This is a genomic window from Klebsiella sp. C283 (genome assembly GCF_048822555.1).
GTDB lineage: Bacteria > Pseudomonadota > Gammaproteobacteria > Enterobacterales > Enterobacteriaceae > Klebsiella > Klebsiella quasipneumoniae.
The window spans coordinates 103128-121290 of record NZ_JBMEZS010000009.1; the positions used below are offsets into that span (position 1 = coordinate 103128).

At 59.0% G+C, this 18163-nt stretch carries 17 protein-coding genes and 1 pseudogene; 4 read left to right on the forward strand and 14 right to left on the reverse strand.

What is annotated here, in order from left to right:
* The first annotated feature begins 54 nt into the window (after positions 1–54).
* Positions 55–1248, forward strand: coding sequence for an MFS transporter (locus ACOI7Z_RS18510; RefSeq protein WP_087848661.1), 1194 nt, complete (start codon positions 55–57; stop codon positions 1246–1248).
* 62 nt (positions 1249–1310) lie between these two features.
* On the opposite strand, the pseudogene ACOI7Z_RS18515 reads toward ACOI7Z_RS18510, so the two are convergent.
* Both ACOI7Z_RS18515 and yjfP read right to left on the reverse strand, forming a co-directional pair.
* Positions 1311–1796, reverse strand: a pseudogene (locus tag ACOI7Z_RS18515) (L-ribulose-5-phosphate 4-epimerase); the annotation flags it as partial.
* A 10-nt stretch (positions 1797–1806) separates the two neighbouring features.
* A complete protein-coding gene (yjfP, locus tag ACOI7Z_RS18520; protein WP_085551707.1) occupies positions 1807–2523 on the reverse strand; it encodes an esterase in 717 nt (238 codons plus the stop codon).
* A gap of 209 nt (positions 2524–2732) precedes the next feature.
* Between yjfP and bsmA the strand changes: the two genes are divergently transcribed.
* Together bsmA and yjfN are read left to right on the forward strand one after the other, a co-directional pair.
* Positions 2733–3041, forward strand: a complete 309-nt coding sequence (bsmA, locus tag ACOI7Z_RS18525; RefSeq protein WP_023291718.1) for a biofilm peroxide resistance protein BsmA — start codon at positions 2733–2735, stop codon at positions 3039–3041.
* Positions 3042–3178: 137 nt separating this feature from the next.
* Entirely contained in the window at positions 3179–3454 is a 276-nt protein-coding gene (gene yjfN / locus ACOI7Z_RS18530) for a DUF1471 family protease activator YjfN (RefSeq protein ID WP_004206450.1), read from the forward strand.
* Here yjfN and ACOI7Z_RS18535 read toward each other — a convergent pair.
* The 6 genes from ACOI7Z_RS18535 to ACOI7Z_RS18560 all read right to left on the reverse strand — a co-directional run bounded on the left by ACOI7Z_RS18535 (position 3445) and on the right by ACOI7Z_RS18560 (position 10667).
* Entirely contained in the window at positions 3445–5082 is a 1638-nt protein-coding gene (locus ACOI7Z_RS18535; protein ID WP_087848660.1) for an isovaleryl-CoA dehydrogenase, read from the reverse strand. The genes yjfN and ACOI7Z_RS18535 overlap by 10 nt on opposite strands.
* A gap of 124 nt (positions 5083–5206) precedes the next feature.
* Positions 5207–5938: a 23S rRNA (guanosine(2251)-2'-O)-methyltransferase RlmB gene (gene rlmB / locus ACOI7Z_RS18540; protein WP_002885669.1), complete on the reverse strand. Its 732-nt coding sequence runs from the start codon at positions 5936–5938 to the stop codon at positions 5207–5209.
* A 79-nt stretch (positions 5939–6017) separates the two neighbouring features.
* A complete protein-coding gene (rnr, locus tag ACOI7Z_RS18545) occupies positions 6018–8456 on the reverse strand; it encodes a ribonuclease R (protein WP_023291716.1) in 2439 nt (812 codons plus the stop codon).
* Positions 8457–8492: 36 nt separating this feature from the next.
* Positions 8493–8918 (reverse strand): nitric oxide-sensing transcriptional repressor NsrR, encoded by a 426-nt coding sequence (nsrR, locus tag ACOI7Z_RS18550; RefSeq protein WP_002885667.1) that lies wholly within the window; start codon positions 8916–8918, stop codon positions 8493–8495.
* Positions 8919–9068: 150 nt separating this feature from the next.
* Positions 9069–10367 (reverse strand): adenylosuccinate synthase, encoded by a 1299-nt coding sequence (locus ACOI7Z_RS18555; protein ID WP_012543110.1) that lies wholly within the window; start codon positions 10365–10367, stop codon positions 9069–9071.
* A 102-nt stretch (positions 10368–10469) separates the two neighbouring features.
* Positions 10470–10667 (reverse strand): DUF2065 domain-containing protein, encoded by a 198-nt coding sequence (locus ACOI7Z_RS18560; RefSeq protein ID WP_002885664.1) that lies wholly within the window; start codon positions 10665–10667, stop codon positions 10470–10472.
* Positions 10668–10890: 223 nt separating this feature from the next.
* Between ACOI7Z_RS18560 and ACOI7Z_RS18565 the strand changes: the two genes are divergently transcribed.
* On the forward strand, positions 10891–11181 hold the full coding sequence (locus tag ACOI7Z_RS18565) for a hypothetical protein (RefSeq protein ID WP_087848658.1): 291 nt from the start codon (positions 10891–10893) through the stop codon (positions 11179–11181).
* 82 nt (positions 11182–11263) lie between these two features.
* On the opposite strand, the gene hflC is transcribed toward ACOI7Z_RS18565, so the two are convergent.
* From hflC to mutL, 6 genes are all read right to left on the reverse strand, one after another.
* A complete protein-coding gene (gene hflC, locus ACOI7Z_RS18570; RefSeq protein WP_004192484.1) occupies positions 11264–12268 on the reverse strand; it encodes a protease modulator HflC in 1005 nt (334 codons plus the stop codon).
* Positions 12269–12270: 2 nt separating this feature from the next.
* Complete coding sequence (hflK, locus tag ACOI7Z_RS18575; RefSeq protein WP_004206443.1) at positions 12271–13533, reverse strand: FtsH protease activity modulator HflK; 1263 nt, start codon at positions 13531–13533, stop codon at positions 12271–12273.
* Positions 13534–13598: 65 nt separating this feature from the next.
* On the reverse strand, positions 13599–14879 hold the full coding sequence (hflX, locus tag ACOI7Z_RS18580) for a ribosome rescue GTPase HflX (protein ID WP_004146725.1): 1281 nt from the start codon (positions 14877–14879) through the stop codon (positions 13599–13601).
* Between the two features lie 75 nt (positions 14880–14954).
* The gene (gene hfq, locus ACOI7Z_RS18585) at positions 14955–15263 is read right to left on the reverse strand and encodes an RNA chaperone Hfq (protein WP_002885659.1); all 309 of its coding nucleotides are present in this window, start codon (positions 15261–15263) and stop codon (positions 14955–14957) included.
* A gap of 92 nt (positions 15264–15355) precedes the next feature.
* Positions 15356–16306, reverse strand: a complete 951-nt coding sequence (gene miaA / locus ACOI7Z_RS18590) for a tRNA (adenosine(37)-N6)-dimethylallyltransferase MiaA (protein ID WP_087848657.1) — start codon at positions 16304–16306, stop codon at positions 15356–15358.
* Entirely contained in the window at positions 16299–18158 is a 1860-nt protein-coding gene (gene mutL / locus ACOI7Z_RS18595) for a DNA mismatch repair endonuclease MutL (RefSeq protein ID WP_086076019.1), read from the reverse strand. The genes miaA and mutL overlap by 8 nt, the downstream gene beginning before the upstream one ends.
* Positions 18159–18163: the final 5 nt, after the last annotated feature.

Sequence of the window (18163 nt, forward strand, 5' to 3'; positions counted from 1 at the left end):
TCATCGCAACCTGATTTAATCAGCCACTCGCCATTTGATATTCAGGAGTGATTGATGGTTCCGCGTTTCGCCACCTTAGGCCGCATCCCCAAAGGCGTTTGGGTGCTCGGCGGCGTCAGCCTGCTGATGGATGTGTCGTCCGAGATGATCCACAGTCTCTTACCGCTGTTTATGGCCACCACCCTCGGCGCCAGCGTGATTATCATCGGTCTTATCGAGGGGCTGGCGGAAGCCACCGCCCTGATCCTGAAAATCTTCTCCGGCGCGATCAGCGACTACGTCGGTAAGCGCAAAGGGCTGGCGCTGCTGGGCTACGGCCTGGGCGCGCTCAGCAAGCCGCTGTTTGCCATCGCCCCGACCGCCGGCGTGGTGTTTAGCGCCCGCATGATCGACCGCGTAGGCAAAGGCATTCGCGGCGCGCCGCGCGACGCGCTGGTCGCCGACGTCACCCCACCAGAGATCCGCGGCGCCGCCTACGGGCTACGTCAGGCGCTGGATACCGTTGGCGCCTTTCTCGGCCCGCTGCTGGCGGTGCTGCTGATGTTTATCTGGGCCAACGATTTTCACGCTATATTCTGGGTGGCGGTTATTCCCGCCGTGCTCTCTATTCTCCTGCTGGGTTTTGGCCTGCAGGAGCCAAAATCCGCCATCGACCATCAACGCAGTAATCCGCTGAAGCGCGAAAATCTGCAAAAGCTCTCCGCCGCCTACTGGTGGGTGGTCGCCATCGGCAGCATCTTCACCCTCGCCCGCTTCAGCGAAGCCTTTCTGGTGCTGCGCGCCCAGCAGATGGAGATCCCGCTGTTTACCATTCCGCTGGTCATGGTGGCGATGAACCTGGTCTACAGCGTTACGGCCTACCCGTTCGGCAAGCTCTCTGACAGCATGAGCCACAGCAAACTGCTGCAGTGGGGACTGCTGGTGCTGATCCTCGCCGATATCGTGCTGGCCCTCAGCGCCCACTGGAGCACGCTGCTGGTCGGGGTCGCGCTGTGGGGAATTCATATGGGGATGACCCAGGGGCTGCTGGCGGCGATGGTCGCCCGTACGGCGCCGCCGGCGCTACGCGGCACGGCGTTCGGTATGTTCAACCTGATGAGCGGCCTGGCGCTGTTGCTGGCCAGTACCGGCGCAGGCGTGCTGTGGGAAACCTTCGGCGCCGCTTCGACGTTTTACGCTGGCGCGATAATTTGCGTGGTCACGCTCATCGGCATGCGCGCTATGCCGTCGGCTTATCGTCAGGGCTAAAAACGGCTCCGGGGCCAGACCAGTTGCTTCACCGTGACGGTGAAAGCCCCGGAGCGCGTCGTTTACTTCTGCCCGTAGTAGGCGTTCGGCCCGTGTTTACGCAGAAAATGTTTTTCCATCAGCCAGCTGTCAATCGGCTGCAGCCGCGGATTAATGCCGCGGGCAATCCACGCCATGCGCGCCACCTCTTCCATCACCACCGCGTTGTGCACCGCCTCGTGGGCGTCTTTCCCCCAGGAGAACGGCCCGTGCTGATAGACGACGATCCCCGGCGTATGCAACGGGTTTGCCTCGCCCAGCGTTTCGATAATCACCTTCCCGGTGTTCAGCTCGTAGGCCTCATCCACCTCCTGCGCGCTAAGCGCCCGGGTGCAAGGGATATCACCGAAAAAGTAGTCCGCATGGGTGGTGCCGAGCGCCGGGATCGCCAGCCCCGCCTGCGCCCAGGCGGTAGCGTGCGTCGAATGGATATGCACCACCCCGCCAAGGCCGGGATAACGGCGATAGAGCGCCAGATGGGTAGCGGTATCAGAGGAGGGACGCCAGCGTAATCCGCGTTTAAAGATGCTGCTGAAAAAAGGCGACCGTCGTGGCCAGCGCCTCCGGGGTGATGCGATGGCGGACGCCTTTCTGCCAGACGCAGGTCAGCCTGGCGGCAAGATCGCCCTGCCTGAGCGCCTGCTCAAGCCGGAAGGTCTCTGCCGGCGGCACCACATCGTCGGCATCGCCATGCCAGAGCAGCAGCGGCCGCCGGGCGAGCGACGCCAGCTGATGACTGACATCCCACTCGCTGAGGCTGTCGCCATCAAAGCCAGGCGAGGGAAACAGGGTTTGCGACAGCGAACGAAAATAGCCCGACCCCATCAGGCAGGCGACGCTGTTCAGCTCGGGATGATGCGTCATGATACCCAGGGCCGTCATTCCCCCCATCGACGCCCCCGCCACCGCCAGTCGCTCTCCTTCCAGCCAGCCTTCGGCGATAATCGCCTCGCGCAGCGCGGGAAACTCTCTGAAATTCTGCTGCAGGATCGGCCAGAAGCGCTGCATCCGCCCGGTCTCATCACCGTGATAGCGCGCGCCATGCTCCGGCGCGTCCGGCATAATCACCCGGAAACCCGCCTGGGCCAGCGCCACCGCAAAGTAGCTGTAAACCAGTTTTGACGAAGTAAAGCCATGATAAAAGACGATACAGGGCAGTGGCTTATCCAGACTCTCCTGCGGGCAGGCATGCAAAATTTCGCCACCGCCGAGGTTGCGCATTTCGAGTGCAATCATTTATCGTCTCCCTTCTCTATGGTGGTTAGGCGGCATGGGAAAATGCATTCACCAGGCAACCCCGTTTGCTACGATTCATAATGTTGAGAACCCGGTTACGCTTTCACAACATTTTCATTCGAAAATCGCGTCAGAGATAACAGTTCGGGAACATTCCCCGGAAATCCTGTTAAGGCTACCACTACACTATCACTATCAGGAAACGAGATATGGTTATGCGCAGGTTTTGTCCGTGGTTACTGGCTATCGTCCTCAGCGGGTGTAGCGCTCTGCAGGGAACGCCGGAAGCCCCGCCGCCCGCCACCGACCATCCGCAGGAGATCCAGCGCAACCAGACGGCTGGCCTGCAGAAAATGGCCACGGTGAGCGTACTGATGTACGGTTCGCCGATGGATGTCGAAGCGGCGCTGAAGGCCAAAGCAGAAGCGGCCAAAGCCGATTACTACGTCATCATCATGATCGATGACACCATGGTACCCGGCCAGTGGTATTCGCAGGCGATCCTCTATCGTCGATGACGAGACGGCGTCTTTAAATCTGCTTTACACAGCTTTGCGTCCATTCACGTTCTCCTGTGCATAATAACGTTCGGCCAGCCACCTGGCAGGACGTTAGCAACGGACTGCCCTTGGGACTACGTGAAATGGAGCTGACGATGAAACGATCTTTTACCCTATCCAGCCTGCTGTTAACCACTGCGACGGCCAACACCTCCGCGCAGTCAGCCGAATTCGCCAGCGCGGATTGCGTCACCGGCCTGAATGAAATCGGTCTGATCTCCGTCGCTAATCTTTCCGGCAGCCAACAGGATGTGGAGCACGCCATTGCCCGCAAAGCGGACGAGCAAGGCGCCTCCTGGTATCGCATTATTCAGATGTACGAGGAACAACAGCCGGACAGCTGGCGCGTGCAGGCCATTCTCTACGCCTGAGGCGCCTGGCGCCCCCGCCCCATGGCCCGCAGCAGCAGGTCGTCGAGGGTCGGCGCGTCAAGACGTATGCCGCCGCGCGTGTCGAGCATCATCCGGCACCAGGCTTCGGCCAGCGGCGGCGAAGCGAAACGCAGCATCTGCGCCCCCGCCCCCAGACGATAGACCAGCCGGGCAATCTCTCTGCCCTGCTCTTCGGCGGGTCGTTTCAGCAATTGCTGCAGCTGACGCCATGCGCGGTCGAGATGGCGGTTCTGTCCTTTCACCTCCGCACACTCCGCGGCCAGCAGCTCCATCGCCGCCGGCTGCTTGCTCAGCACCCGCATCACATCGAGGCACATAATATTGCCGGAGCCTTCCCAGATGCTGTTGACCGGCATCTCGCGATACAACCGCGGTAGCTCACTCTCCTCGCAATAGCCGATCCCTCCCAGGACTTCCATCGCCTCAGCGACGAACGGGATGCCTGCCTTGCAGATGGCAAACTTGGCCACAGGCGTAAACAGACGCGCCCAGGCGCTTTCCCGGGCATCATCCCGACGGTCCCAGGCCCGCGCCAGACGAAACAGGAACGCGGTTTGTCCTTCAAGACGGAGCGCCATTTGCCCCAGCAGCTGGCGCATCATCGGTTGATCGACCAGATTTTTACCGAACGCCTGGCGCTGTAACGCATGATACAGCGCCACCGAGAAGGCCCGGCGCATGAGGGCATGGCTACCCAGCGCGCAGTCAAAGCGGGTCAGGCCGCCCATCCTGAGGATCTGCCGCACGCCGTCGCCCTCGTCGCCCACCAGCCAGCCGCAGGCGTCATAAAACTCCACTTCGCTACTGGCGTTGGAGCGGTTGCCGAGCTTTTCTTTTAAGCGCTCCAGCCGCACGCCGTTGCGCTGTCCGTCGGGCAGCAGGCGCGGCACAAAGAAGCACGACAGGCCCGCAGGCGCCTGGGCCAGCACCAGGTGGGCATCGCTCTGCGGCACCGAGAAGAACCATTTGTGTCCCACCAGCCGGTAAAACCCTTCGGCCGTTTTCTCCGCGCGGGTGGTATTGCTCAGCACATCGGAGCCCCCTTGCTTCTCGGTCATCCCCATGCCAATCAGCAGGCCGCGCTTCTGGCCGCCCGGCGCGAGGTGGGGATCGTAACGGTCGCTCAGCAGCGGCGACAGCCAGTCGCCAAAAGGCGCAGGCAGGGCGTGCTGCAGCAGAGGCGTCGCGGCGAAGGTCATGGTAATCGGGCACAGCGTTCCGGCCTCTACCTGGGCGTGGAGCAGAAAGCGAGCGGCGCGCGCGACAAACGCGCCTTCACGGGCCTCCTCCTGCCAGGCGAGATTATGCACCCGGTTCGCGCACAGCCCCTGCATCAGCAGGTGCCAGGCGGGGTGGAAGCGAACGTCGTCCAGTCGGGCGCCGGTGGCGTCATAGCGCAGCAGCTCCGGCGGGTTGCTGTTGGCCAGGCGTCCCAGCTCCAGCGATTCTGCGGTCCCCAGCTGCTGGCCAATGCTGGCGAGCAGATCGCCATCCCAGCCGGCGCCTTCACGGACCACCGCTTCACGCAGGGCGGTATCGGACAGGAACAGATTGCTGTTATTCAGCGGGGTCGGTTGATTAAAAACGGTGTGCGTTTGCCAGTGCATCGTGTCTCCCTCCATCAATGGCGATAACCATAAGTATGGTTATCCAGGGAGATACTCGCCCGCGAGAGCGGTCACAAAAAAGCCATCCCGGAGGATGGCTTTTCAGTTCCGTCAGCGGATCAGCTTAGCTGCGCTGGCGTACCGCCTCAAACAGGCAGATGCCAGTGGCCACCGAGACGTTCAGCGAGGAGACGCTGCCCGCCATCGGGATGCTGATCAGCTCATCACAGTGCTCGCGGGTCAGGCGGCGCATACCTTCGCCTTCCGCGCCCATCACCAGCGCCATCGGCCCGGTCATTTTGCTCTGGAACAGCGTATGGTCGGCTTCACCTGCGGTTCCGACGATCCAGACGTTCTCCTCCTGCAGCAGGCGCATGGTGCGCGCCAGGTTGGTGACGCGGATCAGCGGGACGTTCTCCGCCGCGCCGCAGGCCACTTTCTTCGCCGTCGCATTCAGCTGCGCGGAACGATCTTTCGGCACAATCACCGCGTGCACGCCGGCAGCATCGGCGCTGCGCAGGCAGGCGCCGAGGTTATGCGGATCGGTCACGCCGTCAAGGATCAACAGGAACGGCTGATCGAGCTGCGCCAGCAGATCCGGCAGATCGTTCTCCTGATACTGACGCCCCGGCTTCACACGGGCAATGATCCCCTGGTGTACCGCGCCTTCGCTCTTCTCATCGAGGAACTGGCGGTTGGCCAGCTGAATCACCACGCCCTGCGCTTCCAGCGCGTGGATCAGCGGCAGCAGGCGCTTATCCTCACGGCCTTTCAGAATATAAACTTCCTGAAAACGCTCAGGTGCGCGCTCCAGCAGTGCCTGCACCGCATGGATGCCGTAAATCATTTCACTCATTGATGTACTCGTTTTAGGTTCTGTTATCCGCCCTTCACCCCGTCCTGCGTCAGCAGACTTCAGAGTGAAGGGTGGTCAATCACTCGGCGCTCTTCTTCTTTGCCGCGCGCTTGGCTTTGGTCGCGGCGGCGATTTTCTGCGTTTTCGCCGACGGTTTTTTCGCTTTCTTCTCGCCTTTCGGCTTCGCTTTCGCCTGGTCTTTTTCTTTGCGGAACGCGCTGTCCGGCTCGAAGTTCACCTGCTTACCAACCTGACGACGACGGCCGCCCGGTTTGCCGGAGGTGCTCTTTTTCGCTTTCTCACGGGCGGTTTTGCCGACATTACGCGGCGCGCGCTCGCTGGAGATGAGGGTAAAGTCGATTTTACGCTCGTCCATGTTGACCGCTTCCACACGGACTTCCACGCGGTCGCCCAGGCGATAGGTCTGCCCGCCGGACTCGCCGATCAGACGCTGCCCCACCTGGTCGAAACGATAGTAGTCGTTATCCAGGGAGGAAACATGCACCAGGCCGTCGATAAACAGATCGTTGAGACGAACGAAGAAGCCAAAGCCGGTCACGCTGGCGATAACCCCGGAGAAGATATTGCCTACCTGATCCTGCATGAAGTCACACTTCAGCCAGTCGGAGACTTCGCGCGTCGCTTCATCGGCACGACGTTCGGTCATCGAGCAGTGCTCGCCCAGCTGCAGCATCTCTTCCATGCTGTAGTGCCAGCCGCCGGTCTCCGTGCTATTGCCTTTATGCCCCTGCTCTTTGGCCAGCAGATATTTGATGGCGCGGTGCAGCGACAGATCCGGGTAACGACGGATCGGCGAGGTGAAGTGGGCATAGGACTGCAGCGCGAGGCCAAAGTGGCCGCGGTTTTCCGGATCGTAGACCGCCTGCTTCATCGACCGCAGGAGCATCGTCTGCAGCATTTCCGCATCCGGGCGATCGGCGATGGAGGTCAGCAGTTCGGCGTAATCGCGCGGCTCCGGCTTGTTGCCGCCCGGCAGTTCCAGACCCAGCTCCGCCAGCACGCTGCGGAACGCGGTAATCGCCTCGGTGCTCGGCTTATCGTGAATACGGAACAGCGCCGGCTCCTGCGCCTTCTCAACGAAGCGCGCAGCGGAGATGTTCGCCAGGATCATGCACTCTTCAATCAGCTTGTGCGCATCGTTACGCTGGGTCTGTTCGATACGCTCGATACGGCGCTCGGCGTTGAAGATGAATTTAGCTTCTTCACTTTCAAATGAGATACCGCCGCGCTCTTCGCGGGCGCCATCCAGCACCTTGTAGAGGTTATGCAGTTCTTCAATATGCTTCACCAGCGGCGCGTAGTGCTCACGCAGCTCCTGGTCGCCCTGCAGCATATGCCACACCTTGGTATAGGTCAGGCGAGCATGTGAACTCATCACCGCTTCATAGAATTTATAACCGGTCAGACGGCCTTTTGACGAAATCGTCATCTCGCACACCATGCACAGGCGATCGACCTGCGGGTTCAGCGAGCACAGACCGTTAGACAGCACTTCCGGCAGCATCGGCACCACCTGCGACGGGAAGTAGACCGAGGTTCCGCGGCTGCGCGCTTCAGCGTCCAGCGGCGTCCCTGGACGCACGTAGTAGCTGACGTCGGCAATGGCTACCCACAGGCGCCAGCCGCCGCCGCGTTTCTTCTCGCAGTACACCGCGTCATCGAAGTCGCGGGCATCTTCGCCGTCAATGGTGACCAGCGGCAGGGAGCGCAGATCGACGCGCCCGGCTTTCGCCTCTTCCGGCACCTGCTCTTTCAGGCCGGAAACCTGGTTTTCTACCGCCGGCGGCCAGACGTATGGAATTTCATGGGTGCGCAGCGCCATATCGACGGCCATGCCGGTACCCATGTTGTCGCCCAGCACTTCGACGATTTTCCCCACGGCTTTGGTGCGGCGGGTCGGGCGCTGGGTCAGCTCGACCACCACCACGTAGCCCATCCGCGCGCCCATAATCTCTTCCGGCGGGATCAGGATATCGAAGCTCAGGCGACTGTCGTCCGGGACGACGAAACCGACGCCAGCGTCGGTAAAGTAGCGGCCAACAATCTGGCTGGTTTTCGGCACCAGGACGCGGACAATGCGCGCTTCGCGGCGGCCCTTGCGGTCCGCGCCCAGCGGTTGGGCCAGCACCTGGTCGCCATGAATACAGGTTTTCATCTGCTCTGACGACAGGTAGAGATCGTCTTTGCGCCCTTCAACGCGCAGGAAACCATAGCCATCACGGTGGCCGATAACGGTTCCTTTGAGGAGATCAAGGCGCTCCGGCAGCGCATAGCACTGACGGCGGGTGAAGACCAGCTGACCGTCGCGCTCCATCGCGCGCAGGCGGCGGCGCAGCGCTTCGGTTTGCTCTTCGCCCTCGATATTTAACTCGATGGCCAGCTCATCGCGGCTGGCAGGCTTTTCCCGTTTGGTTAAATGTTCGAGGATAAATTCCCGGCTCGGGATTGGGTTCGCGTACTTCTCAGCTTCGCGTTCCTGGAATGGATCTTGTGACATATCGGTTCCTCCGTTGTCATCTCCGGCAGAGTGGCGTCACTCCACCAGCAATAATTTATAAAGCGGTTGATTCTTCTCAACCAAATCAGCCAGCGTATAGTTATCCAGTTCCTTGAGAAAACTCTGCGCGGCTTCAGCTAGCGCCTGTTTCAAACGACAGGCTGGTGTAATGTGGCAAAACTCGCTGCTGCAGTTGACCAGCGATAAGGGTTCAAGGTCGCGCACCACGTCACCGACGCGGATCTGTCCTGCTGGTTTGCCGAGGCGAATGCCCCCGTTCTTCCCCCGCACGGCAGTTACGTAGCCCATGCGACTTAACTGATTGATTATTTTAACCATATGATTACGGGAGACGCCATAGACCTCGGTCACTTCCGAGATACTGGTCATCCGTCCTTCCGGCAGCGACGCCATATAAATCAGCGCCCGTAGTCCGTAATCGGTGAAACTCGTTAACTGCACATAAACCTCAGGGAAAAGAAAACAGGGTATGTCGAGCGACATCATTATTATTGATGATAAACCAGCCAGCGCTCAGGCCGCTAATTTATTTGAAATGGGGCGGGCGAACAGCAAAAACAAGGGCGCCCGAACGGCGCCCCTTGCGAGTGATTATGCGTCGAACGGGTCGCGCAGAATCATGGTCTCGGTACGGTCTGGACCGGTAGAGATGATATCAACCGGAACGCCGGTCAGCTCTTCAATACGCTGGATGTAGTTCAGCGCTGCCTGCGGCAGGCCGCTGCGCTCTTTCACGCCGAAGGTGGTTTCAGACCAGCCCGGCATGGTTTCGTAGATAGGCTCGATACCTTCCCAGTTGTCGGCTGCCAGCGGAGTGGTGGTCACTTCGCGGCCATCCGGCATACGGTAGCCAACGCAGATTTTCACTTCTTTCAGGCCGTCGAGGACGTCCAGTTTAGTCAGGCAGAAGCCGGACAGGGAGTTAATCTGCACCGCGCGACGAACCGCGACGGCGTCCAGCCAGCCGGTACGACGACGACGACCAGTGGTGGCGCCGAATTCGTTACCCTGCTTGCAGAGGAACTCGCCGGTTTCATCAAACAGCTCGGTCGGGAACGGACCCGCGCCTACGCGAGTCGAGTAAGCTTTGATGATACCCAGAACGTAATCCACATAACGCGGGCCCAGGCCGGAGCCGGTCGCCACGCCACCCGCGGTGGTGTTGGAAGAGGTTACGTACGGATAGGTACCGTGGTCGATATCCAGCAGCGTGCCCTGTGCGCCTTCGAACATTACGAAGTCGCCACGTTTACGCGCCTGATCCAGCAGGTCGGAAACGTCCACCACCATGCCGGTCAGGATGTCGGCAATCGCCATCACATCGTCCAGCACTTTCTGGTAGTCAACCGCTTCTGCTTTGTAGAAGTTCACCAGCTGGAAGTTGTGATATTCCATCACTTCTTTCAGTTTATCGGCGAAGGTTGCTTTATCGAACAGATCGCCAACGCGCAGACCGCGACGAGCGACTTTATCTTCGTAAGCCGGGCCGATGCCGCGACCGGTGGTGCCGATCGCCTTCGCGCCGCGCGCTTTTTCACGCGCCACGTCCAGCGCCACGTGATAGTCAAGGATAAGCGGGCAAGCTTCAGAGAGCAGCAGACGCTCGCGAACCGGGATACCACGGTCTTCCAGGCCCTTCATCTCTTTCATCAGCGCAGCAGGAGACAGCACGACGCCGTTACCGATGATGCTGGTGACGTTTTCACGCAGAATGCCTGATGGAATAAGATGGAGAACGGTTTTTTCACCGTTGATTACGAGAGTATGGCCGGCGTTGTGACCACCCTGGTAGCGCACAACATATTTAGCCCGTTCTGTCAGGAGATCGACGATCTTCCCTTTACCTTCGTCACCCCATTGGGTGCCCAGTACGACGACGTTGTTACCCATTTTTCAAAATCACCGTTTGCTTAAAAATGGATTCTACCATCGCTTTTTCAGAGTTACAGCACTTTTTGCATCCAAAATAAGGCAAATCCGACCACTTTTTGATCAGCCAATCGATTTCCTCAACATGTAGTAGATCACAATCCCGGCAACCACAAGTCCGCCGCCAAAGCGCCGCAATAAATTATCCGGAAGCTGGCTCAGGCTGGCGACCATCTTGCGCCAGGCGCGCGGATAAAGTAGCGGGCCAAGCCCTTCGAGTACTAAAACCAGCGCCAGCGCCAGCCAAATGGTGGAGTTCATCGTCAACCCTAATTGAAAAGTATCATCGCCGCCTTCGCAGGCGTCATCGGCCAGCATAGTGAATTCATTCACTCAATTCACATTGTCCCGTATTTCCTCTTCATTATGAACCGGAAAGGTGAAACAAAATTCATAACCAGTTGTATTGCTGTCTATTTTTTAAATTGCAACTATGCCGTCGCGTACTACAACCCGGTACGTCTACATAATCAGGAAGATTATCATGAGAGAATTAACCGCAGTTGAAATCGAAAATGTGAGCGGCGCTGGCTGGTTACAGGATGGCCTGGCAACCTTAGGCAGTAAGGTTGGTGCCGCCGTATGGACGATGGGCACCGATGCCCTGAGCATTAACCTGCCGCTGATTGGCACCATTAATCTGGCCGATCTGGCGCCGGACCTGGGCAAAACCCTGGGCGAAAGCGTTGGCTCATCTATCGGCGGCACCATCGAAAGTACGCTGGCGGGCCTGCCGGTGATCGGCGGCCTGCTGAACAAGCTGCTCGGCAACTAATTCATGCCGTCGTAGCATAAAAAAGGCGCCTGTCTCAGGCGCCTTTTTGCATTAACCACTGTAGGTTACCGTCATCTTCGACTTATTTACGCACCGAATCCGGTGAACGCATATAGCGGAAGAAATCGCTATCCGGGCTCAGGACCATGACATCCTGATTGCTCTGGAAGCTCTTCTCATAGGCGCGCAGGCTACGAATAAAGGAATAGAAGCCCGGATCCTGGCTGAACGCGTCGGCAAACAGTTTTGCCGATTCCGCATCGCCTTCACCACGCAGGATACGGCCCTGGCGCTCGGCTTCCGCCAGCGTCTTGGTGACTTCATAGTCCGCGGTCGCGCGCAGTTTTTCCGCCTCTTCCTGACCCTGTGAACGGTGGCGACGAGCAACCGCTTCACGCTCCGCGCGCATACGGTTGTAGATCGCTTCCGACACTTCCGCCGGCAGGTTGATCTGCTTGATACGCACGTCGACGACTTCAATACCCAGCGCCGCCATACTGTTCGGGTTGATCACCTGCACTTTGCCGTTGGTTTCAGCTTCCACGCGCTCTGCCGCTTTGGCAATCGCGTCGTCAGCTGCCGGCGTGCTAACCTCATCTTCCGTACCGGCCGACCCTGAGTTCAGCGCATCACGCACCTCCAGCGTCAGGCGACCACGGGAGTCGGTGACGATGTCTTTCACATCCAGACGGCCGATTTCAGAACGCAGACGGTCCGAGAATTTACGCTTCAGCAGCACCTCTGCCTGGGAGACGTCGCCGCCGCCGGTGGCCAGGTAGTAACGGCTGAAGTCGCTGATGCGCCATTTAATATAGGAGTCGACGATCAGGTCTTTCTTCTCTTTGGTGACAAAACGGTCAGCCTGGTTATCCATGGTCTGAATACGCGCATCCAGCATTTTCACCGATTCGATAAACGGGATCTTGAAGTGCAGGCCTGGCGCATATACCAGCGGCTTGTTTTCGTCGTCGCGCAGAACTTTACCGAAACGCAGCGTGATACCGCGCTCGCCCTCCTTCACGACAAAGACTGACATGTAGAGCACTACCAGCACGATGACAATGATCGCGATAACAGATTTACGCATCGTTATTCCCCCTGACGCTGGTAGTCGTTACGCTGCGCGTTAGCGCGGCGTTGGTCCATAATGCTACCCCCGGTTGAGCTCGAGGTTGATGAGGTGCTGGCGCTGCCAGTGCTGGATGCAGGCGGCAGACGCAGCAGATCGCTGGCGTCACTGCTATCGCTCTTTGCTGCCGGCGCAGCGGCGCCTTTCAGCATCTGGTCCAGCGGCAGAACCATCAGATTGCCGTTTTTGCTGTCATTAACCAGCACTTTACGGGTGTGGCTCAGCACTTTTTCCATCGTTTCGATGTACAGACGCTCGCGGGTAATCTCCGGCGCGGCTTTGTATTCCGGCAGGATCTTAGCAAAGCGAGCCACTTCACCCTGGGCTTCCAGGACGGTCTGGGTCTTATAGGCGCGTGCCTCTTCGAGGATACGCTGCGCCTGACCATTCGCGCGCGGCTGGACTTCGTTGGTGTAAGCCTCCGCTTCACGAATGTACTGCTGTTCGTTCTCACGCGCGGCAATGGCATCGTCAAACGCGGCTTTCACCTCTTCCGGCGGACGTGCCGTCTGGAAGTTGACGTCCAGCAGAGTGATGCCCATGTTGTACGGGCGAATCGTCTCTTCCAGCTCACGCTGAGTATCGCTACGGATCACGGTACGACCTTCGGTCAGAATGCGATCCATGGTGTATTTACCGATCACCCCGCGCAGCGCGCTGTCGGTGGCCTGACGCAGGCTGTCGTCCGCGCTGGTGACGCTAAACAGATAGCGCTCCGGATCGGTGACGCGGTACTGCACGTTCATCTCAACGCGCACCACGTTTTCGTCAGAGGTCAACATGACGCCGGACGCCGCCAGTTCACGTACCGACTCCACGTTTACTGCCTGCACGTTATCGATAAAGGTCGGCTTCCAGTTCAGGCCCGGCTCAACCAGATGGCTGAACTTACCAAAACGGGTGACCACGCCGCGTTCGGCTTCTTTAATAGTATAGAAACCGCTGGCCGCCCAGATAATCACTGCCGCCGCGGCAACGATGCCGACAATACGCCCGCCCATCGGTCCGCGAGGTCCCTGCGCGCTATTGCCGCCGCCCAGTCCGCCCTTGCCGCCGCCGAGCCCGCCAAGTTTTTTACTTAACTTGCGGAAGATATCATCCAGATCCGGCGGCCCCTGCTCGCGACCGCCTTTGTTGCCATTTCCCTCAGAGTTGCCGCCAGGTTTGCTGCTCCCCCACGGGTCGCGGTCCTGTCCGTTATTACCGGGCTGATTCCACGCCATGTATATGCTCCATATTTGTTTTTGATATCCCCACAGGGGTCAATATCTTCAGGCAAGCTGCAAGGTCAAACCACATAGTCAACAAGCGTTGGCTCTTGCTTACAGAGGCGCCGCCAGTCAACGATCGGCATGCGCACCTGCAGACTCACGCTGCCGTCATCCTCCATCCACTCTTTTTCTATCGCCTGAAGCTGATAGAAACGGCTTCTCAGTCGCCCTTCTTTCGGCGGTAAGCGCAGCGTATGCTGGGCCACTTCACCGGAAAGGCGCTCCGTTAACGCCTGAAAAAGCAGTGGTACGCCAACCCCGGTCTGAGCGGAAAGCCAGACCCGAATCGGTTTATTTTCATCGTCGCGATCGATGCGCGGTTCAAAATCGTCCAGCATGTCGATTTTGTTCATCACCAGCAGCGCCGGGATCTCATCGGCCTCAATTTCAGCGAGAACCGTATTTACCGCATCAATGTTTTCCTGCACGCGGACATCCGCCGCGTCAATCACATGCAGCAGCAGCGTCGCCTGACGCGTCTCCTGCAACGTCGCTTTAAACGCGGCCACCAGATCGTGCGGCAGGTGGCGAATAAAGCCGACGGTATCGGCCAGCACCGTTTCGCCGACGTCAGGGACGTCAATGCGGCGCAGCGTCGGGTCCAGGGTCGCGAACAGCTGGTTCGCGGCATAGACCTCGGCGGCGGTGATCTGGTTAAAGAGCGTTGATTTTCCGGCGTTGGTGTAGCCCACCAGCGACACGGTTGGAATATCGGCTTTCGCGCGCGACCGCCGCCCCTGCTCACGCTGTTTTTCGACTTTTTCCAGCCGCGACAGGATCTGCATGATGCGGTTACGCAATAAACGACGGTCAGTTTCGAGCTGGGTTTCACCCGGGCCACGCAAACCGATCCCGCCCTTTTGTCTTTCAAGGTGGGTCCAGCCGCGGACAAGGCGGGTCGCCATATGGCGCAGCTGCGCCAGCTCGACCTGCAGTTTCCCTTCATGGGTGCGCGCGCGCTGAGCGAAAATATCTAAAATAAGACCGGTACGATCGATAACCCGGCATTCGCACAGGCGTTCCAGGTTGCGTTCTTGCGCCGGACTCAGGGCATGATCGAAGAGCACGACCGAAGCGCCGGTCGCTTTAACGGCTTCCGCAATTTCGACTGCCTTACCTTCACCAACAAAATACTTCGGGTGCGGTGCTTTACGGCTACCGGTAATCACCTGCATTGCTTCGACACCGGCGGAAGAGGCCAGAGTTTCAAACTCCTGGAGGTCTTCCATATCTTTGTCTTGCGAAAAATAGATGTGTACCAGTACCGCCTGCTCACCGGCGTCATAACGGTCAAACAAGCGTAAACCCCTTATAAAATACCAGCGGGGAACGCAGAAAACCTGGCTCCCCGGCGTGGAAAAACAGCACTAGCCTTATTCGGCGTCGTCGCTGTCTTGTTGTGGCGCAGAAGAGCCCTGCGCGCTACCACCGTGGTGATAGTTACTGGAACCGCCGCCAGCATTGTTGCTGTGGTGAGACACCGGGCGAGACGGGACAACAGTAGAAATTGCGTGCTTATAGACCATCTGGCTGACCGTGTTCTTCAACAGGATCACGAACTGATCGAAAGACTCAATTTGCCCTTGCAGCTTGATACCATTCACCAAATAAATAGAAACCGGAACGCGTTCCCGACGCAAAGCGTTCAGGAACGGATCTTGTAAAGATTGCCCCTTAGCCATTCTCTCTTTTCCTTATATGTATGCTTGTTTTGTACTCAGAACCTTACGATTCTCAAAAAAAATTACGCACGATACCGTTTAATTGTACACGTTCAGTTCTGGCTCGCACCAACAACCTGTAATACTTTGTTGAGCGCTTGTTCAGGTTGTTCACTGTCTAACCAGTGCACACCTTCCCAACCGCGCAGCCAGGTGACCTGACGTTTGGCTAACTGTCTCGTGGCGCAAACACCTCGATAAACCATCTCATCATATGGGATCTCGCCATTGAGATATGACCACATCTGGCGGTATCCGACACAACGGATGGAAGGCATATCCGTATGCAAATCTCCGCGGGCAAAAAGCGCCCGTACTTCTGCTTCAAAACCTGAAGCTAACATCTGATGAAAACGCTGTTCTATGCGTTGATGGAGCAGTTCACGGCTCGCCGGGGCGATGGCGAACTGATGCACCTGATATGGCAGAGCGTCTCCTGACGTTTGCGTCAGTTCCGTTAAAGTTTTACCCGAAATGAAAAAAACTTCCAGTGCCCGGGAAAGCCTTTGCGGATCATTTGGATGAATACGCGCAGCCGCCACGGGATCGATCTCCTGTAACTGCTGATGTAACGCGTTCCACCCCTGCTCTGCGGCCTGTTGCTCAATCCGCGCTCTGACCTCTGGGTCAGCGGACGGTAAGGGCGACAATCCTTCCAGCAACGCTTTGAAATACAACATCGTCCCGCCGACTAACAGCGGAATTCGCCCGGCGGCGACAATTTCCGCCATCGCCGCCAGCGCATCGCGGCGAAAATCCGCCGCGGAATAGGCCTCTGCAGGATCTAAAATATCCAGCAGCCGGTGCGGCGCGGCGCTCAGCTCTGCGGCATCCGGTTTGGCGGTGCCAATATCCATTCCCCGATAAATGAGGGCGGAATCAACACTAATCAACTCTACTGGCAAAACTTTACGTAAGGATATCGCCAGCGCGGTTTTGCCGGAGGCCGTCGGGCCCATTAAAAAAATTGCCTTGGGCAGGCTCGCCTCGGTTACATCATTCATCTTTCAGGGCATTCATCGCCGAATGGAGATCTACAGGTTGTAACAGGCCACCCGGCGGCGTTCTCACCAGCTGCGGGCAAAGACGCTCAACGTCCGCCAGCAGCGCAATCGCCTGCGCCATATTCCATGACGTCTGTTCGCTCGTCAGATTACGCGCCATCCATTGGGCGATATTGCCGACGTCAAATGCGTTTTGCTGCGCCAGGTAGCCTATCAGTTCAGGAATCAAGATTTGTAAATTTTGTTGTCTTAAGGGTAAAGGGACCGCGCGCACTGTCACGTGCAGGGCATCGGTATGCATATCGATCCCCAGCTGCGTCAGCGCCGGCTGCGCGGCGGCCAGCGCCTGTTTTTCCCCTTCCGTCACTTTTAACCGCAGGGGGATCAGCAGCGGCTGGGCACAGACGGCCTCTGCTCCCGGGGTTAACTGCGCCTGGCGCAGCCAGCGCTCGGCAACGGTCAACGACAGCAGCGCCAGGCCGCCCTCGCGCTCGAGCAGCGCGCAGTCGCGGCTCACAATCGTCAGCACTCTGCCAAAGCTCTGGCTGTGACCGGCCAGTTCCGCCGTGCCCGGAGTCTGTAACGCGGGCTTTGGCGCCGTTGGCGTGTCGAGCAACTGACGATAAAGCGCCCCTTGCTGCTTCTGGTAACCCGGCTGCGCGTGCGGCCAGCTCGCGCCGCCCGGCCTGCCGCTGGAGGCCGCAGGCTCACGCGATGGCGTGATGCTGAAACGGGTTGCCGGTTCACGCGCTTCCGACGGCCGCGCAAACTGGTTGCCGCCCGCCGCGATCCGGTTCTCCGGCATCGCACGGGGCGCCGGCGGGTCGTCTTTTTCCGCCAGCGGCGCGTCAAGTTGCTGCTGCAGCACGCTCAGTACGCCCTGGTAGATAAAGTCATGCACCAGGCGCGACTGATGGAAACGCACCTCATGCTTGGCCGGGTGGACGTTCACATCCACCTGATGGGGATCGATCTCCAGATACAGCACAAACGCCGGCTGCTGATCGGCCCCCAGTTTGTCTTCACAGGCCTGGCGGATAGCATGGTTGATCAGCCGGTCGCGCATCATCCGCCCGTTAACGTAGCAATACTGAATTTCCGCCAGCGCAGGGGTGGTATGCAGCGGATCGGCGACCCAGCCGCGCAGGGTCAGATCGCCATGCTGCCACTCAATCGCCAGGGCATGTTCAAGAAAGGCGGCGCCACAGATGGTTCCCAGCCGCCGTTCCCGCTGGCCATCCTGAGCGACTGCCCGATACTGGCGCATCACCTTGCCGTTATGGCTGAGGTTGATGGTGACGTCGAAGCGCGCCAGCGCAATGCGGCGGACCACCTCGTCAATGTGGCCGAACTCGGTCTTTTCGGTACGCATAAATTTGCGCCGCGCCGGGGTGTTGTAGAACAGATCGAGGACTTCCAGGGTGGTGCCGACCGGGTGCGCCGCCGGCTTCACCGTCACCGCCTGATCGCGGCCTTCGGCATACGCCTGCCAGGCTTCCTGCTGTTCCGCCGTGCGCGAGGTGAGCGTCAGACGCGCCACCGAGCTGATACTGGCCAGCGCTTCGCCGCGAAAACCGAGGCTGATAATGGCTTCGAGATCGTCGAGCGAGGCGATTTTGCTGGTCGCGTGGCGAGCCAGGGCCAGCGCCAGCTCGTCTTTTTTGATGCCGCAGCCGTTATCGCGAATGCGAATGAGCTTCGCGCCGCCGCGTTCGATATCAATATCAATTCGCGTGGCGCCCGCATCAAGGCTGTTTTCAACCAGCTCTTTCACCACCGACGCGGGCCGTTCCACCACTTCGCCGGCGGCAATCTGGTTGGCGAGCTGCGGCGGCAGAACCTGAATCGGCATCCCCT

Coding starts and splice junctions, on each gene's coding strand:
- ACOI7Z_RS18510 (WP_087848661.1), top strand. CDS start 55: ATGGTTCCGCGTTTCGCCACCTTAGGCCGCATCCCCAAAGGCGTTTGG.
- yjfP (WP_085551707.1), bottom strand. CDS start 2,523: ATGATTGCACTCGAAATGCGCAACCTCGGCGGTGGCGAAATTTTGCAT.
- bsmA (WP_023291718.1), top strand. CDS start 2,733: ATGGTTATGCGCAGGTTTTGTCCGTGGTTACTGGCTATCGTCCTCAGC.
- yjfN (WP_004206450.1), top strand. CDS start 3,179: ATGAAACGATCTTTTACCCTATCCAGCCTGCTGTTAACCACTGCGACG.
- ACOI7Z_RS18535 (WP_087848660.1), bottom strand. CDS start 5,082: ATGCACTGGCAAACGCACACCGTTTTTAATCAACCGACCCCGCTGAAT.
- rlmB (WP_002885669.1), bottom strand. CDS start 5,938: ATGAGTGAAATGATTTACGGCATCCATGCGGTGCAGGCACTGCTGGAG.
- rnr (WP_023291716.1), bottom strand. CDS start 8,456: ATGTCACAAGATCCATTCCAGGAACGCGAAGCTGAGAAGTACGCGAAC.
- ACOI7Z_RS18555 (WP_012543110.1), bottom strand. CDS start 10,367: ATGGGTAACAACGTCGTCGTACTGGGCACCCAATGGGGTGACGAAGGT.
- ACOI7Z_RS18560 (WP_002885664.1), bottom strand. CDS start 10,667: ATGAACTCCACCATTTGGCTGGCGCTGGCGCTGGTTTTAGTACTCGAA.
- ACOI7Z_RS18565 (WP_087848658.1), top strand. CDS start 10,891: ATGAGAGAATTAACCGCAGTTGAAATCGAAAATGTGAGCGGCGCTGGC.
- hflC (WP_004192484.1), bottom strand. CDS start 12,268: ATGCGTAAATCTGTTATCGCGATCATTGTCATCGTGCTGGTAGTGCTC.
- hflK (WP_004206443.1), bottom strand. CDS start 13,533: ATGGCGTGGAATCAGCCCGGTAATAACGGACAGGACCGCGACCCGTGG.
- hfq (WP_002885659.1), bottom strand. CDS start 15,263: ATGGCTAAGGGGCAATCTTTACAAGATCCGTTCCTGAACGCTTTGCGT.
- miaA (WP_087848657.1), bottom strand. CDS start 16,306: ATGAATGATGTAACCGAGGCGAGCCTGCCCAAGGCAATTTTTTTAATG.
- mutL (WP_086076019.1), bottom strand. CDS start 18,158: ATGCCGATTCAGGTTCTGCCGCCGCAGCTCGCCAACCAGATTGCCGCC.